The 16,236-nt window shown below is 50.8% G+C and carries 15 protein-coding genes; 9 read left to right on the forward strand and 6 right to left on the reverse strand.

What is annotated here, in order from left to right:
* The 3 genes from MJZ25_07955 to glgC all read right to left on the reverse strand — a co-directional run.
* The coding region (locus tag MJZ25_07955) for an IMP cyclohydrolase (GenBank protein MCQ2124104.1) at nt 1–523 on the reverse strand (523 nt) is incomplete at its 3' end.
* A gap of 34 nt (nt 524–557) precedes the next feature.
* The gene (locus tag MJZ25_07960) at nt 558–1,370 is read right to left on the reverse strand and encodes a NifU family protein (protein MCQ2124105.1); all 813 of its coding nucleotides are present in this window, start codon (nt 1,368–1,370) and stop codon (nt 558–560) included.
* Between the two features lie 500 nt (nt 1,371–1,870).
* The gene (gene glgC / locus MJZ25_07965; GenBank protein ID MCQ2124106.1) at nt 1,871–3,121 is read right to left on the reverse strand and encodes a glucose-1-phosphate adenylyltransferase; all 1,251 of its coding nucleotides are present in this window, start codon (nt 3,119–3,121) and stop codon (nt 1,871–1,873) included.
* Nucleotides 3,122–3,443: 322 nt separating this feature from the next.
* Here glgC and MJZ25_07970 point away from each other — a divergent pair, with 322 nt between their 5' ends.
* The 9 genes from MJZ25_07970 (at nt 3,444) to prfB (ending at nt 14,744) form a co-directional block, all read left to right on the forward strand.
* Entirely contained in the window at nt 3,444–5,306 is a 1,863-nt protein-coding gene (locus MJZ25_07970) for a phosphoenolpyruvate carboxykinase (GTP) (protein ID MCQ2124107.1), read from the forward strand.
* Nucleotides 5,307–5,559: 253 nt separating this feature from the next.
* On the forward strand, nt 5,560–6,729 hold the full coding sequence (locus tag MJZ25_07975; protein ID MCQ2124108.1) for a multidrug effflux MFS transporter: 1,170 nt from the start codon (nt 5,560–5,562) through the stop codon (nt 6,727–6,729).
* Between the two features lie 37 nt (nt 6,730–6,766).
* Nucleotides 6,767–7,381: a hypothetical protein gene (locus tag MJZ25_07980; GenBank protein MCQ2124109.1), complete on the forward strand. Its 615-nt coding sequence runs from the start codon at nt 6,767–6,769 to the stop codon at nt 7,379–7,381.
* A gap of 180 nt (nt 7,382–7,561) precedes the next feature.
* Nucleotides 7,562–8,188, forward strand: a complete 627-nt coding sequence (locus MJZ25_07985) for a PadR family transcriptional regulator (protein ID MCQ2124110.1) — start codon at nt 7,562–7,564, stop codon at nt 8,186–8,188.
* A 160-nt stretch (nt 8,189–8,348) separates the two neighbouring features.
* On the forward strand, nt 8,349–10,865 hold the full coding sequence (locus MJZ25_07990) for a glycosyl transferase (GenBank protein ID MCQ2124111.1): 2,517 nt from the start codon (nt 8,349–8,351) through the stop codon (nt 10,863–10,865).
* Nucleotides 10,866–11,049: 184 nt separating this feature from the next.
* Nucleotides 11,050–11,748 carry a DUF2314 domain-containing protein gene (locus MJZ25_07995; GenBank protein MCQ2124112.1) on the forward strand — a complete coding sequence of 233 codons (699 nt, stop codon included), beginning with the start codon at nt 11,050–11,052 and terminating at the stop codon, nt 11,746–11,748.
* Between the two features lie 41 nt (nt 11,749–11,789).
* The gene (locus tag MJZ25_08000) at nt 11,790–12,401 is read left to right on the forward strand and encodes a trimeric intracellular cation channel family protein (GenBank protein ID MCQ2124113.1); all 612 of its coding nucleotides are present in this window, start codon (nt 11,790–11,792) and stop codon (nt 12,399–12,401) included.
* Between the two features lie 92 nt (nt 12,402–12,493).
* On the forward strand, nt 12,494–13,501 hold the full coding sequence (locus tag MJZ25_08005; protein MCQ2124114.1) for a peptidylprolyl isomerase: 1,008 nt from the start codon (nt 12,494–12,496) through the stop codon (nt 13,499–13,501).
* 132 nt (nt 13,502–13,633) lie between these two features.
* Nucleotides 13,634–14,744 (forward strand): peptide chain release factor 2 gene (gene prfB, locus MJZ25_08010; protein MCQ2124115.1). Its coding sequence is split into 2 segments (ribosomal slippage): nt 13,634–13,705 and nt 13,707–14,744, totalling 1,110 coding nucleotides; the frame shifts between segments, so codons are not numbered across the junction.
* A gap of 110 nt (nt 14,745–14,854) precedes the next feature.
* On the opposite strand, the gene MJZ25_08015 is transcribed toward prfB, so the two are convergent.
* The 3 genes from MJZ25_08015 to MJZ25_08025 form a co-directional block, all read right to left on the reverse strand.
* Nucleotides 14,855–15,166 (reverse strand): hypothetical protein, encoded by a 312-nt coding sequence (locus MJZ25_08015; protein MCQ2124116.1) that lies wholly within the window; start codon nt 15,164–15,166, stop codon nt 14,855–14,857.
* Nucleotides 15,167–15,241: 75 nt separating this feature from the next.
* Nucleotides 15,242–15,412, reverse strand: coding sequence for a hypothetical protein (locus MJZ25_08020; GenBank protein ID MCQ2124117.1), 171 nt, complete (start codon nt 15,410–15,412; stop codon nt 15,242–15,244).
* Between the two features lie 13 nt (nt 15,413–15,425).
* On the reverse strand, nt 15,426–15,860 hold the full coding sequence (locus MJZ25_08025; GenBank protein MCQ2124118.1) for a MarR family transcriptional regulator: 435 nt from the start codon (nt 15,858–15,860) through the stop codon (nt 15,426–15,428).
* Between the last annotated feature and the right edge of the window lie 376 nt (nt 15,861–16,236).

The raw sequence follows: 16,236 nt of genomic DNA on the forward strand, positions 1-16,236 counted from the left end.
CGTGCTTGTAGACCTTCATCTTGGTGGCCTTCTTGATTTCGCCAACTTCCAAGAGACGGATGTCCTTAGACTTGTTCTTGAGGAATTCGAGAGCGTCAGCTTCGAATGCCGGAGCGAGGAGGATTTCAACGAACTTGCCCTTCAGGAATTCTGCAGTCTTGAGGTCGACCTTCTTGGTCACAGCGATCACGGAACCGAAAGCGGACACCGGGTCACCTTCCCATGCAGCTTCCATAGCGTTGCGGAGGGTCTTGCCGGTAGCGAGGCCACAGGGGTTCATGTGCTTCACGATGACAACTGCATTTTCGCCAGCGAATTCGCGAGCCATTTCGAGAGCTGCGTCGGCATCAACGATGTTGTTGTAGGAAAGTTCCTTGCCGTGGAGCTGCTTTGCAGTAGCGAGGCTTGCTTCATCGCAAGTGGGATCGCGGTAGAAAACAGCGGACTGGTGAGAGTTTTCACCGTAGCGCATGGGCTGCGGGTCAACGAACTTCAGCTTCAATTCTTTAGCTTCTTTAGCCATATTATCCTCTTTGGGGTTAGTTTAAAAATTTTTTTTAGGTTTCGCTTTCGCTGGGTGCTCCGCCGAATACGGACGGTTCCTGGTTGATGTTGTCCAGGGGGTCCTCGGGGTCCACCACCAGGTTGTAGTAGACGTTGTTCTGCAGTTCGTCTTCGATGTAGAACAAGGTTCCGCCCATGGCACTGCCGCATCCGGCGCATGCACCCTGGAACTTAATCTTCAGGTGGTTGTCTTCCGTCAGGTCCAGGATCTCCAGGTCGCCGCCGTCGCCTTGCAGTGTGCCGCGCACGGATTTATGGAGCCATTCCTCGATCTTTTCGATCTTCTGCACCTTGGTGAGGGCGTTCCATTCGGCGTCGGCTTCTGCACGGCCTTCCACGGTCTGGGTGCGGTACTTGATGCGTTCCATCTTCTCGCGGACGATAATGGCTGTCGCCTTCTTCTCGGGATATTCCTCAAGGACCTTGGCAATCAGTTCGTTCATCTGCTTGATTTCGACTGCGGTTTCAGGAATGGCGCGAACTTCGGGAATGTCGCGGAGTTCTTCTTCGATGGATTCTGCGGTAATCTTGCAGGCGTCGTCTACGGTTGCCATCTGAATCTTCTTGCAGAAAGTGTCTGCCAGAGCTGTAAAGATGGGGCCGCCGTAGGTAAAAAATCTTGTCTCGAGAATCTTGTCGCAATCCGGGTCGATCATCAGGTAGACCTTGAGGCTTGCAACCTTCACATCCACCAGTGCGAGGCCTTTTTCGTCAGCTTCGATCTGGAAGATTGCCCCGCGGTATTTGGGGGACTTTGCAATATCTTGCACCTTCTGGGAAAGTGTGCTTGTTACATCTTCACTCATACAAAAGCAAATTTAAAAAAAAGCAAACGCAGTGAAATTGTTGTCCTTGGGGATAATTTTCAGAAAAGCCTGTTTTTTACGGGAAGATAGATCTTTTAGATAGCGATTTTCCCGTAAAATATTAGTTTGTTTGTGGTAAGGGGCGCGAATGGAGGTAATTACTGCGCTGTTTTGGTTGAAATTGACCCCGATTTGTACCCAAATGGTGCCTAAAATGGGGTTGGCATGCCTTTGGGAATACTGTTTGTAGTGGAATTGACGAAAATATTGCGAACAACGTAACGAAATTACGGGAAAAATTCCCATGAACCGTGTGGTTTTCCCGTAAAAATGCCCCAAAACGAAAAATTATCTCCTGAAGCATGAAAAAAGCCCCGCAATGAGCGAGGCTTTTTATAATCATAGTTAAGATGACTGATTAGGCCTGGCGCTCTACGAGCGCTGTCCTATTCGGCTCGGAAATGAGAGCAAGTGAACTTGCTCTCGCTTCACTCGCCTTGCTAGGCCTTAATGATAGTATCCTTGGCGAGAACGACTATGCCGGATTCTGTCACATGGAACAGCTTCTTGTCGCGTTCAAGGTCGTAGCCAATCTGGAAGCCTGCAGGAATATGCAAGCCCTTTTCGATGATGGCTCTACGGACCTTTGCGCCCGGGCCGATGGTCACGTTGGGGAAGAGGATGGATTCTTCCACCATGGCGTCCTTCTGGATGGTAACGCCCGGAGAAAGAATGCTCTTCACCACGGTACCGCCACCGATGATGCAGCCTGCAGACACGATGGAGTCGATAGCTGCACCCTGATGGGCTTCGTTATCACCTGCGAAGAAACGTGCAGGAGGCTGGTTCCAGTTGAAGGTGCGGATGGGCCAGTAGTTGTTGTAAAGGTCGAACGGCGGATTTTCGGAGCAAAGGTCCATGTTTGCTTCGAAGAAGGCGTCGAGAGTACCCACATCGCGCCAGTAGCCCTTGGTGCTTGCCTGTTCGCCGCGGACGATGTTGGTGTTAAAGTCGTAAACGTAGACCGGATAATCCTTGTAGAGGGCCGGGATGATGTGCTTGCCGAAGTCGGTTGCGCCGTTCTTGGCACCGTTCATCAATTCACGAACCAGGAACTTGCTGGTGAACAGGTAGTTGCCCATAGAGGCGAGGCACCAACCCGGACGACCCGGCATTTCCTTGGGATTCTTGGGCTTTTCTTCAAAGCCGATCATACGGTTGTCCTGGTCCACTTCGATAATACCGAATTCGCTAGCTTCCTTGATAGGAACAGGGATTGCCGCGATGGTGAGCAAAGCGGCGCGGGAGAGGTGGAAGTCGATCATCTGGTTGATGTCCATCTTGTAGATGTGGTCACCACCGAAGATTGCCACCAGGTCCGGGCGTTCGTCGGTAATCAAGTTGATGTTCTGGAAAATAGCGTCGGCGGTACCGCGGTACCATTCGTCGCCGGTACGCATCTGGGCGGGAACCAGGTCAACGTACTGGTCCAGGCTTGCGTTAAGGTTCCAGGCAGCGGAAATGTGCTTGTTCAAAGAGTCGGACTTGAACTGGGTCAAAACCTTGATCTTGAAGATGCCGGAGTTGATAAAGTTGTTCAGTACGAAGTCGATAATGCGGTAGGTGCCGCCAAAGTGAACGGCGGGCTTTGCGCGGTCGCGGGTGAGGGGCTGCAGACGGCTGCCCTGACCACCAGCCATAATCATGCAGAGAATATTCTTCTGATGTTCTCTAGAATAAGACCAGCTCATACATCCTCAAGGAGAAAAAAGTAAACAAAAAAATTACATCGCATAATCTATCAAATTTTTAGCGAAAACGGAAGAAAAACGCAAATTTTCCCAAAAAATTTCAAGATAGCACAAAACGTAAAAGGAAAAAGTGGGGGAAAGGTTTCCGAAAATCGACCGCTGCTGTCGGTTCGGTGTGATTTTACCCCGAATTCAAAAAAAATTCTCCTACATCGGGTGTTTTTTTTGTACATTTTCAGCGTTCGAAAATTCTCGAAAGGGCGAATTGCGCACGGACCACGTGTTCAGGTCGCCTTAACATTAACCAAATAGGAGCTAAATAATGTCTCTTACTCTTAACGACATCAAGCACCCGAAGATCAAGGCTTGGGTTGAAGAAGTTATCGCTATGTGCGAACCGGATAACGTTGTTGTTACCGACGGTTCCGTAGAAGAATACAACACTCTTATGCAGAAGTGCGTAGACGCAGGTCTCGCTACTAAGCTCGCTAAGAAGGAAAACTGCTACCTGTTCCGTTCTCTCCCGTCTGACGTGGCTCGCGTTGAATCCCGTACCTTCATCTCCTCCGTTAAGGAAGAAGACGCAGGTCCGACCAACCACTGGATTGACCCGGTTGAACTGAAGAAGACCATGTCCGGTCTCTACAAGGGTTGTATGCACGGCCGTACCATGTACGTGATCCCGTTCTGCATGGGCCCTCTCGGTTCCGCAATCTCCAAGAACGGTATCGAAATCACTGACTCCGAATACGTCGTTCTCAACATGGACATCATGACCCGCGCTGGCAAGAAGGTTCTCGACATCTTCAACGCAGACCCGAACGCTGACTTCGTTCCTTGCCTCCACTCTGTTGGTAAGCCGCTCAACAACGGCGAAACCGACGGCGGCATCTGGCCCTGCGCTGACGTTGAATTCAAGTACATCTCCCAGTTCCCGGAAGAACACCTCGTGTGGTCCTACGGTTCCGGCTACGGTGGAAACGCTCTCCTCGGTAAGAAGTGCTTCGCTCTCCGTATCGCTACCGTTCTCGCTCGCGACGAAGGCTGGCTGGCTGAACACATGCTCATCCTCAAGCTCACCAACCCGGAAGGCAAGGTCAAGTATGTAACTGGCGCATTCCCGTCTGCTTGCGGTAAGACCAACCTCGCTATGCTCATCCCGACTATCCCGGGCTGGAAGGTCGAAACCATCGGTGACGATATTGCATGGATGAAGTTTGGTGCTGATGGCCGTCTCTACGCTATCAACCCTGAAGCAGGTTTCTTCGGCGTTGCTCCGGGCACCTCCGCAGAATCCAACAAGAACGCTCTTATCTCTGCTGAAAAGAACACCATCTACACCAACTGCGCTCTCACTGAAGATGGCGACGTATGGTGGGAAGGCATTGGCTATCCTGCAACTGGCAAGCTGGTTGACTGGAAGGGCCAGACCCGTGACGCTCTCCCCAAGGACAAGGCTCCTAAGGGCGAAGAAATGGCTCACCCCAATGCTCGCTTCACTGCTCCGGCATATCAGTGCCCCTGCATCGCTGCTGAATGGGAAGATCCTGCAGGCGTTCCTATCTCCGCAATCCTCTTCGGTGGCCGTCGTCCGTCCACCATTCCTCTGGTTCACCAGTCCCTGAGCTGGAACCACGGCGTGTTCCTCGGCTCCATCGTTGGTTCCGAAATCACCGCTGCTTCCACCATTAACGCTGCTGAAGTCGGTAAGATCCGTCGCGACCCGTTCGCAATCCTCCCGTTCTGCGGCTACAACATGGGTGACTACTTCAAGCACTGGATCGAAATCGGTAAGAAGTCTACCGAAGACAAGCTCCCGAAGATCTTCTACGTCAACTGGTTCCGTAAGGACGCTGACAATGCAGAACTTCCGGGTGGCTTCATGTGGCCGGGTTACGGCGACAACAGCCGTGTCCTCGCTTGGATCTTCGACCGTTGCGACGGCAAGGACAATGCTAAGGAAACCCCGATTGGTCTGATGCCGGCAGACGGCGCCCTCAACACTGAAGGCCTCGCTGAATGCTACAAGAAGACTCTCCCCGCAATCACCTCCGTTGATGTTGAAGGCTGGAAGAAGGAACTCGCTGACGTTAAGGAAAATCACTATCCGAAGTTCGGCGCTCACCTTCCGAAGGAACTCTCTGACATCATCGACATGATTCAGAAGCGCCTCGAAAACGCTTAATGATTTCTGGTTAGAGCCGCGTCGCGGTTCAAATCAAAATCCTTAAAGGAACCTCTGCGGACCTCCGCAGGGGTTTCTTTTTATCTTGAATTTTTTCCCAAAATTTCTATCTATGGTGCCGAAAACAACGCGTTTCCTTGTTGGAGTAAGTCCAGTTGTCCGCAATCCGCAATGGCGGGGAAGGCTAGAACGCGCATTCGAGTGAAGCGCGCGGCTGGACCGGGCGCTTGTTGTTTTTTAAGGTGTATACATCGTGAGTTCCAAATCAAAATTCACGTTCTTGATGTTCCTTCTAGGAATGCTTTCTGCCTTCGGGCCCTTCGTTACAGACCTCTACCTGCCGGCTCTGCCCAACTTGGCGGAATACTTCAGGGCGACACCCTCGGCATCCCAGCTGAGTTTAACCATGAGCATGCTGGGCCTGAGTGTAGGCCAGCTGTTCATCGGCCCGCTGAGCGACAAGTACGGACGCAAGCGCCTGCTGGTGATTTGTCTTATCTTGTTTGTAATTAGCACCATGGCCTGCATTCTTGCTCCCAATATTGCTGTGTTCAATGTATGTCGCTTGCTCCAGGGCTTGGCTGCTTCTGGCGGCATCGTGATTGCTCGTTCCGTTTCTGCCGATAGTTACCGCGGTCCGGTGCTGACGAAGTTCCTGGCCATGGTCAGTGCCGTGAATGGGGTAGCCCCTATTGCCGCTCCCGTGCTGGGTGGTTTTTTGCTGAATTTCATGAGCTGGAAGGGAACCTTCGCTGTCTTGCTTCTCTATGGCTTTGTTCTGCTGTTCATGGCTGGCAAGTTCCAGGAATCCTTGCCCAAGCGTCGTCGCAGCAACAAGTCTATTCTAGCAAACTTTAGCTTGTATGTAAAAGTGTTCCGCAACGGCGAATTCGTTCGATTCTTTGCCGTTTGTACCGCTTCCATGATTGTGCTGTTCGGCTACATTGCTGCGTCGCCCTTCATTTTCCAGAAACTGTACGGATTGAGTCCCATGGGCTTTAGCTTCTGCTTCGCACTGATTGCCTTTTGTACTGCCGTAGGCTGCGCAACTTCTGGCAAAATCGGAAACGACCGCAAGGCCATCAAAATCGCGGGCATAGGTGTTTTCATCGCCTCTCTTGCGGTGGCGGCTTGCCTATTGACTCACGCTCCGCTACCCTTGCTCCAACTTAGCTTTATGGCTACGACCTTCATGTTCGGTCTGATGCAGCCGCCGGCCAGCGCGTTGGCCCTGAATGCCGAACGCAAGAATGCAGGCACGGCTTCTGCAGCCATGGGTGCCGCAGGTTTTCTGATGGGTGGTATCGCAAGTCCCATTGTGGGCATGGGTAATATTGCGGTCAGCGCCTCCATCATGCTGGTTACGGGTGGCTTTCTGACCATGCTTTTCATGATTGTGGCCAAGACAAAAATGCAAAAATAAATTACTTTGTTTGTCACCATAATAAATGGAGGAACAAATGAAAAAATTCTTGTTAATTTTTGCTGCAGCTGTGCTGCTCATGTTTACCGGCTGTAGCCGTCCTCGAATGAGTGTTGACCCTGAATGGACCGCTGCTCCTAGTGAAGTCACTGTTCTCGTGACCATTCCCGAAGCTCGTAACACCGACGACGTTTACGATGACTTCATGGGCGAAACTGAATTTGAAGACTGGTTCATCAACTTCACCGAAGCCGCCTTCAACAAGTACTCCAAGTCCAAGGTTGCTGTGAACTATGTGAAGCCGGAAGTCTTCACCATGACCGACCTTCCGCTGGGCAAGCACCGCATTCGTTTCCCCCTTCCTGATGCAGAAAAGCTTGAAGGCATTTCCGGTATCGTCGTTTCCGTTACCCCGGTTACCTACTGGAGAACCACCACTACCGTTTATAACGGTTTCGGTGTGACCTCTTCTTCTACCCTTGATGCCGACCTGAAGTACAGCATCGTTTCTGTGGAAGACCAGAAGGTTCTTGCCTACGGCCTTGCCAAGGACAGAAGCAGCTTCGCCTTCGCAATGACCAAGAGCAACTGGGAAGACCTTACTGTGGCTCTCGTTCGCAAGGTGCTCCAGAAGACTCCGTTGCAGAAGTAATACAACGTATTCGGTTTGAAATTATACGGCTGAAAGACTTCGGTTTTTCGGCCGTTTTTTTTTCGAAAAAAACAAAAAAAAGAAAAAAAATGTTTCTTTGGTAAAAAAAAGTGTATATTGATACCATATTCCAACTTGGAATACTCTTGAAGAAGAGTGAATAGAAGAGGACTAGGTTTTATGAATCGTTACGACTTGGTTTTGTTGGGTCTTATCCTTGAACACGAACGCAGCGGCTATGATATTATCACCGAAGTTCGTGAACGCGAATTGGACCGCTGGGCAAACCTGAGCACTTCCACCGTTTACAACCGTCTCACCACCCTCGAAAAGAACGAATGCATCGTGGGTCGTACCGAACGCGACGGTAACCGTCCGGAACGTGTTGTCTTCAATATTACAGACAAAGGTAGGGAAGTCCTCAAGAAGGAAGTCCTCAAGCACTTGACCGGCTTCAACGACGATCCTCGTACCCTCGGCTTCGCTTTCCTTTTCGGCGCAGACAACAAGGAACTTATCCGCACCCTGGAAGCCCATGAACGCCGCCTCGTCCAGGAAATTGAAAATCTCGAAAAGATGATTGCAGAAGAACCGCGCCCCACCTTGTATCCGGAAGGACCGTTCCTCAACTGCATGTCCCGTGACCACATTCTCGTGGAACTTAAGTATGTCCGTGCCGCTATCGGTATTCTGCGTGACCCGGTCCGCAACAAGAAGCTGGACGGCTACTTCTACATCAACTTCGGTAACCGCCCCTTCGAAAACTTCAAGCAGGCTGCTGAAGGCGAGGGTTCCACAGAAAAGTAAACCATTTGTATACGCAACGGGGGAGATTTCCTTCTCTCGTTGCTCTTTTTATTTCTAAATTTTGAATGAAAAGATGTACATAGGCCGTGGGTCGAACCTCGTACCTCGAACCTCGTACCTCGAACCTTTTATATCACAACCCCTCTATTACGGAGATAAAATGGCTACAACAAAGACAAAGAAGCCCGCTGCAAAGAAGGTGTCCGCTAAGGCCGCCGCCAAGTACGGTTACTTCGATGACGCTGCTAAAGAATACGTTCTCACCAACCCGGCAACCCCGATCAAGTGGTGCAACTACGTTGGTACCCTGAACTTCGGTGGTATTGTTGATACTACCGGTGGTACCCTGGTTTGCAAGGGCGACCCCGCTCTGAACCGTATTACCAAGTACATCGCTCAGATGCCCTGCTCTGACTTCAAGGCAAGCACTGTTTACATCCGCGTTAAGGATGCTAAGGGCGGCTACAGCGTGTTCTCTCCGTTCGTGGTTCCGACCCTCACCAAGATGGACAAGTGGGAATGCCACGTTGGTCTGTCCTACATGCGTTGGATTGCTGAATGCCAGGGCGTTCGCACTCAGGTCACCATCTTCGTTCCGACCGGATCCAACACCCTCCTCCAGGACATCCAGGTTACCAATATCTCTAAGGCCGCTAAGGAAATTGATATTGTTCCCGTTTACGAATTCAGCCACTTCGAAGCTGAAAAGCAGCTCACCAACGCTGACTGGGTTCCCCAGACCATGACCCTCAAGGCTCATCCGGAAAAGGATGGCTGCCTGGTTCTCGAACAGTACGCTTACATGAAGCGTGACTTCGCCGTGAACTACGTTACCGCCAACGGTAAGGTTTCCTCCTTCGATGGCGACCGCCGCGTATTCCTCGGCTCCAACGAAATGGGCTCCTGGGCTGCTCCGCTGTCCCTCGGCAACAAGGAACTTTCCAACTCTGAATGCGACCGTGGCGACAACATCGCTGCTCTCATGATTCACGCTGGCAAGGTTGCTGCCGGCAAGACTTTCCGTACCTGCACTCAGCTCGGTCAGGAACAGTCTCTCAAGGTTGCTAACAAGGCTATCAAGAAGTACCGCGACCTCAAGAACGTTGACAAGGCTTTCGCAGAACTCGCTCAGTTCTGGGTCAAGTACCTCTCTACCATCCAGGTGGAAACCCCGGATGCAGCTTTCAACTCCATGGTGAACGTGCACAATCCTCGTCAGTGCCACACCACCAAGAACTGGTCTCGCTACCTGTCCCTGTACCAGCTGGGCTACGGCACCAGCCGCGGTATCGGTTACCGTGACTCCAGCCAGGACCTCATGGGCGTTATGAGCCACATGCCGGAAGAAGCTCTGGAACTCGCCAAGAACCTTCTCTCCGTACAGCGCCCCGAAGGTAACGCAATGCACCAGTACGCTCCGCTCGCTCTTGCTGAAGACAACGGCAACGAAGCTAACGCCGGTGACTCCCGTGAAAAGGCTGGCGTCAAGGACGAAAAGGGCAATCCGATGTATGCCGACTGGTACGGTGACGACCATCTGTGGATCGTTCTCACTGTTGCCAACTACCTGAAGGAAACCGGCAAGCTGGAACTCCTGAAGGAAGAAATTCCGTTCTACGTTGCTGGCAAGAAGCGCGCAGATCGCCCCAAGGGCACTGTCCTCGAACACTTGAAGCGTTCTCTCGAATTCACCCACTCTCACATGGGTAAGCATGGTCTTCCGCTCCTCGGCTTCGCTGACTGGAACGACTGCATGAACCTCCCGCTGGGTGCTGAATCCAACTTCAACTCCGGCTTGTACGCAAAGGCCCTTCTGGAAATGATGGACATCTGCGAAGCTCTCGGCGACAAGAAGTCCCTGGACATGTACAAGAAGTGGTACGAAGAAATCAAGAAGGCCTTCAACGACAGTTCTTGGGACGGCAAGTGGTGGATCCGCTGGTTCGGCAAGGACGGCACCGCTTACGGTACCAACAAGGCTAAGTACGGCAAGATCTATTGCAACAGCCAGTCTTGGTCTGTGATTTCTGGCATCGCTTACGGCGATCGCGCAGTACAGGGCATGGACAGCCTGAACAAGCTCCTGAACACTGCTAACGGTGTGAAGAGCTCTACTCCGGGTTACCGCGGCTTCGATCCGACCGTTGGTGGCATCTCCACCTATCCTCCTGGAGCAAAGGAAAACGGCGGTATCTTCCTCCACACCAACCCGTGGGTGATGATCGCTGAAACCATCCTTGGCCGTGGCGACAAGGCATTCCAGTACTACAACCAGATCAACCCCGCTGCAAAGAACGTCAAGCTGGACGAATTCGAATCCGAACCGTACTGCTATCCGCAGAACATCCTCGGTGACGAACACAAGCAGTTCGGTATGGGCCGTAATGCATGGCTCTCCGGTACCTCTTCCTGGACCTACCAGGCTGCTACCCAGTTCATCATCGGTGTTCGTGCAAGCTTCAAGGGCCTGATCATCAATCCTTGTATTCCTTCCGCATGGGGCGAATTCAAGGTGACCCGTAAGTTCCGTGGCGCTACCTACGAAATCTCCGTGAAGAACCCGAAGCACGTCTGCAAGGGCGTTGCCAAGATGGTTGTCGACGGTAAGGAAATCGATTCCAACGTCGCACCGGTGTTTACTTCTGGTACCCACAAGGTCGAAGTAACCTTGGGCTAAAATCGCATCTAACCGTCGCGATAGTGCGTCGCCTTGGCTCTCGTCGTACGACTTGTACGCCTTCGGCCAAGGCTCCTGCTCTCGCTTGGTACTAATTAAATCTTGAATCAGAAAATGATTTAAAGAAGTCCTTCTGAAAAGAAGGATTTCTTTTTTATTTTATTCACGTATAAGGAGGTCTGATATGTTTTCTTTTGTTCGTAAAATCTTGTTCGTTACGATTTTTGCTGCTGCATGTTCTTTTGCTGAGCTGACCAAGGATAATGTTGTAAATGTGAACCGAGGAAACAGCGACGTCTTCGCCCCATATATTGAAATGGCGAAACGCACTTTCCCTGAGGTTAAGAAAAAGTACCTGGCTGGTGTATACCAAAAAGAGAATCGACAATTGCAGGTTCAAGTTCAATTGTCCGACAAGCAGGGCCATAATGAATTGCCCTTCGTCGGTGTGACTAAATGCCAGGGCGATTTATTCGAAGGCATCATTACAAATGAAATCCGTATGTTGCAGGGGTATGCCCGTGGTGACCGCATTTCCTTCAAGCAACAAGATATTAAGAATTGGGTCGTTTTGGACGAAAAGGGAAATGAGGAAGGCAACTACGTGGGAAAGGCTGTAGACGCTTATCACTATGAAAAGGTGGGCGTTTTCTTCGAAGTCGTTTATTCCAAGGGCGAGTTTAAATTAAAGTACCTTTATTCCTTGGTTGGCCAAGACGTAAATGTGGATGGAATTCTGTCCGCCGAAGTAATTGATCAGGCTAAAAAGCTGCTCGTTGATGGTTTCAAGAAAAGAATTGGTGAAGGAACGACGTACGAGGAGAATAAGCCTTTTTACACATACCATGTCTATGACTTTATAAATCAGAAGTTTGTAGACTAGGACTTAGGTTTGCGCGCCCTTTTCTATATTTGCGTTCGCTTATGCTTCTCATGATTCTTGACATTCTGGGAACTTTCGCCTTCGCTATTTCGGGGGCTGAAAAGGCTGTTCGTTACAGGTTGGACTGGCTTGGCCTTATTGTGCTTGCCACGGTTACAGGAATTGGGGGAGGTATCATGCGTGATGTGATGCTGGGGGCTACGCCGCCGGCGGCCTTGACCAATCCTATCTATATTCCCATCTGCATTGTGGGCGCGTTTTTTTATTTGGTTATGCGCAAGAGGATTCGTAAGATCCGAACCTTGATTCTTGTGGCAGATGCCTTGGGATTGGGCTTCTTTACTGCTGTTGGTGCAGCAAAGGCTAGCGCCATGGCGGCTGGACCTTATTCCATTATTTTGTTTGCAGCCATTACGGCGGCTGGTGGCGGCTTGATTCGCGACTTGTTGGTAAGCGAAATTCCACAGGTTCTCAAAAGCGACTTTTATGCGACGGCGGCTCTGATTGGTGGAATTTTGTTTTATGCACTGGATTTTTCAAACCTAGGAAGCACTCCGCAGATCTTAATAACAACTGCTTTTACGTTTGCACTACGTCTTTTTGTGATGCGCAAAAAAATCCAGCTGCCTAAGACCCGCAAAAGCGATTTCTGACCCATTTTCAATTCCAATTCGGGCGGAAAAGTACTTCATTGTAGTCACTTTTTCTATATTTTTCGTGAAAAATTTCTAACAAGGATAAAATAATGTCCATTAAATTGATTTCTCGTAGTGTTGCAGCAGTCCTTTTGACTGCAGGTATTGCTTCTGCTCAGTTGATGAATACAAAGAGCCTGGATGTGATCCGTGTTGAAAAGACCGGCATTTCCGCTGGCAAGATTGATAGCTTGGCCAAGATGCTTGGCGAACAGCAGCTCCGTGGCCAGAAGATCGATGACAAGACCATGACCCAGCTCCGCTATGCAGTTATCGACAACCTGGTGGGCCAGGAACTCATCAAGCTCGAATGCAAGAAGCAGGGCATCAAGGTTCCGGCTGCTAAGGTCGACAGCGTTACCAAGTTGTTCAAGGCTCAGTTCCCCAGCGAAGACGCTTTCCAGAAGGAACTCAAGAAGTCCAACACCACCATGGCTCAGTTCAAGGAAAAGATCGAAGATCAGCTGAAGAGCGAAATCATCTTGGAAAAGAAGGTTCCGTATCCTAAGGATCCCACCGAAAAGCAGAAGGAAGCTTTCTGGGAACTGAACAAGACTAAGGTTGCCATTAACGACTCCATCAGCGGTGCCCAGATCATCATCAAGACCAAGGGCAAGTCTGCTCAGGAAATCTCCGATGCCAAGGATATGTTGAAGGGTCTTGCAGCACAGGTTCGCGCCAAGAAGGCAACCTTCGCTCAGCTCGCTGCCATGTACAGTGACGATCCGGCTGCCAAGAAGAACGGCGGTGTAGTTCCCAAGTTTGTTGGCAAGTCCAAGGGTGACGCTTTCGCAAAGGCCGTGGCTAAGATCAAGGTCGGCGAAATCACTGACGTTTACACTGAAAAGGACCAGGTGGCAATCTTCATGCTTACCGAAAAGAACGACGGCAAGTACGAAAGCTACAAGCACCAGATCGACTACATCCTCCGCGTGCAGGCCGAACAGGACCGTCAGGCTCAGCTCAAGGCTTACCTTGACCAGCTTGGCAAGACCTACAAGGTGCAGTACCTCGATGCTAAGTACACTCCGCCCCAGGCAATCGGCGGCAATAACTAAACCGCTTACATTTTTGAAAAAGGCAGCGGCGACTTAATGCCGTTGCTTTTTTCTTTACCAGTCTTATTTTACCTCGAGCCTCGCACCTCGCACCTGGGGCCTCGAGCCTCGTACCTCAATTGGAGAATTTAAATGGCGTTTCAGACTACACATACCGGGCTTATTGACCTGCGCGCACGCGTAGATAAGCTCTGGGGGTATCTTTGACTTAGAGGCTAAGACAGAAGAGCTCTACGTTCTCGAAAAGGACTCTAACGACCCCAACTTGTGGAATGACCAGGAAAAGGCTCAGTCCATGATGAAGAAGATCGGCAACTTGCGCGAACTTCTGAACAAGTGGAATGAAGTCTCCAATACCTGCAACGATCTTGCAGAACTTTATGAAATGAGCAAGGATGAGGAGTCCGAAGACTTGACCAAGTCCATCGACGCTGACATTGCCGAACTGAAGGCAAAGATCGAGGAAATGGAATTCAAGAAGATGCTGAACGGTCCTGATGACGCTTGCGCTTGCTTGCTATCCATTCATCCGGGTGCCGGCGGTACAGAATCCCAGGACTGGGCCCTGATGCTGTTCCGCATGTATACCCACTTCTTTGAACGCGAAAAGATGGACTTTAAGGTGGTGGACTTCCAGGAAGCGGAAGACGCCGGCCTCAAGAGCGCCACCATCGAAGTGACTTGCGAAAACGCCTACGGCCTGCTCCGTTCTGAAATTGGTGTGCATCGCCTGGTGCGAATCAGCCCCTTTGACGCCAATGCCCGTCGCCACACAAGCTTTACCGCGGTCTACCTTTATCCGGAACACGAAGACATCGAATTCGATTTGGATATGTCTGAAGTCCGCGTGGATACTTACCGCAGTAGTGGTGCCGGTGGTCAGTACATCAACAAGACTGACTCCGCAGTCCGTATGACGCACTTGCCCACAGGCATTATGGCCAGCTGCCAGACGGAACGTTCCCAGATCCAGAACCGTGAAACCTGTTACAAGATGCTGAAGACCATGGTGGCTGAACATTACCGCTTGGAAGAAGAAGCCAAGCGCGACGCCCGCATGGCCGAGAAGAAGAAGGTGGAATGGGGTAGCCAGATCCGTAGCTATGTCCTGCAGCCGTACCAGCTGGTGAAGGACCTGCGTACCAATGTGGAAACCTCCGACACCGCAGGCGTTCTCGATGGCAAGATCAAGCCGTTTATTAACGCCTACCTGCTCAGCACCAGCGAACAGCAGAACGGTTAGTTTCGAACGCTGTTACGTCAATCGTTAAGTTCGTCGCAAAATTCAAACAGAAAAGGCTCCCGGCAATGCGCCGGGGGCCTTTGATTCTTCAATTCTAAAAAGTCTTAATTTTACTCGCCATCAATTGTCGTTTCAGCGGGCTCAACATGTTCTGTTTCTTCTGCAGGCTTGTTCTTTTTGAACTTTGCTTTCAATCTTTTAACGCCTTCAACACCGAGAATGGTGAGGCCGCCATATTGGAATGTCTTTGCCAGTCCAAAGAATACGACCCAAAGTATGCCCTTGGTGGACGCGTCAATATCCAGGGCCATCTGGGCGAAGGAGAAAATGTAGCAGGGAATACAGAGAAGCAGGACGATGACGCCGGTCCTGAAGGACAATTTGGCCAGCTGTTCCTTGATTTTCTGGAAGAGTTTTTTCACAGGCGGGGCTCCTTGGGTCTCGCGGTGGAATAATGGACGATAGTCGCGGGCTGCTTTCGTGCGACGGGTTGTTAATTACTTGATATCGTACTTTTGGCAGATTTCGATACGTTCTTCGTCGCTGAGGCTCTTCAAGTACTTCTTGAAGCCGGGGCAGAAATTGATGTGGAATCGCCAGATGCGTCCGATGAGGGACTTGGGATCCTTGTCGTAGTGTGCTCTAATTTTGCAGTTTGCGCAACCCATGTGGCGTCTCCTTTTATTTTAATGCGTGAATCAAATTGTCGAGAACGGGAGCGATGGAGCCCAGTTCTTTTAAGTTTACGTGTTTCTTGGACATTTCGCTAACAAGGCAGGACGGAACTTCGACAGCCTTGTTCTGTAGGGCCTTTCCCTTGGCGGTGAGGCAGATAATTTTCTGACGGGCGTCTTCCTTGCCGGGCTTGCGCTTGATGAGGCCCAAGTCTTCCATACGCTTCAGCAGGGGAGTGACTGTGTTCGTTTCGAGCAGCAAACGCTCCGTGATGGTGCTGATGCATACGTTGTCGCTTTCCCACAGGATCAGCATGACCAGGTATTGCGGGTAGGTAATTTTCAACTTGTCCAGCAACGGGCGGTAAGCCTGCGTCACTAGGCGGGAGGCCGTATAAAGCCTAAAGCAAAGCTGATTGTCTAGTTTCAATTCTTCGTGCATGGCGTAAATATAACAAAATATATCGTGTACGATATTGTTTGTCGCTGAATTTGTTGAAAAATGTCGTGAACGATGCAATTGCTGCTGCGGAATGCATCGCGCATTTGATTGAATGAAAAAAGAAAGGCTCCCGCGCAATTGCGAGGGAACCTCTCTTTAAGTGCGATGTCATCCCGGATTTAGTTCGGGATTTCCATTACTGGCACTGCTTCGCAGTGCTAGCTAATCGGCTCGGAAATGCGAGAGCGAGCTCTCGCGCTTCTCTCGCCTTACTGGCGCAGCTTCGCAGCGCAGTAATCTTCGCCTCGGTTATAGGAGTGCAAGCACTCCTGCAACTCTCGGCTTACGATTACTTTGCCTTCTTAGCAGCCTTGGG

The organism is Fibrobacter sp. (genome assembly GCA_024399065.1).
In the GTDB taxonomy this organism is placed as follows: Bacteria; Fibrobacterota; Fibrobacteria; order Fibrobacterales; family Fibrobacteraceae; genus Fibrobacter.

Bases quoted from the DNA above. Each gene is read 5' to 3' on its own strand.
- MJZ25_07960 (MCQ2124105.1), bottom strand. From the start codon at position 1,370: ATGAGTGAAGATGTAACAAGCACACTTTCCCAGAAGGTGCAAGATATT.
- MJZ25_08025 (MCQ2124118.1), bottom strand. From the start codon at position 15,860: ATGCACGAAGAATTGAAACTAGACAATCAGCTTTGCTTTAGGCTTTAT.
- MJZ25_07990 (MCQ2124111.1), top strand. From the start codon at position 8,349: ATGGCTACAACAAAGACAAAGAAGCCCGCTGCAAAGAAGGTGTCCGCT.
- MJZ25_08020 (MCQ2124117.1), bottom strand. From the start codon at position 15,412: ATGGGTTGCGCAAACTGCAAAATTAGAGCACACTACGACAAGGATCCC.
- MJZ25_07985 (MCQ2124110.1), top strand. From the start codon at position 7,562: ATGAATCGTTACGACTTGGTTTTGTTGGGTCTTATCCTTGAACACGAA.
- glgC (MCQ2124106.1), bottom strand. From the start codon at position 3,121: ATGAGCTGGTCTTATTCTAGAGAACATCAGAAGAATATTCTCTGCATG.
- MJZ25_08000 (MCQ2124113.1), top strand. From the start codon at position 11,790: ATGCTTCTCATGATTCTTGACATTCTGGGAACTTTCGCCTTCGCTATT.
- MJZ25_07980 (MCQ2124109.1), top strand. From the start codon at position 6,767: ATGAAAAAATTCTTGTTAATTTTTGCTGCAGCTGTGCTGCTCATGTTT.
- MJZ25_08005 (MCQ2124114.1), top strand. From the start codon at position 12,494: ATGTCCATTAAATTGATTTCTCGTAGTGTTGCAGCAGTCCTTTTGACT.
- MJZ25_07995 (MCQ2124112.1), top strand. From the start codon at position 11,050: ATGTTTTCTTTTGTTCGTAAAATCTTGTTCGTTACGATTTTTGCTGCT.
- MJZ25_07970 (MCQ2124107.1), top strand. From the start codon at position 3,444: ATGTCTCTTACTCTTAACGACATCAAGCACCCGAAGATCAAGGCTTGG.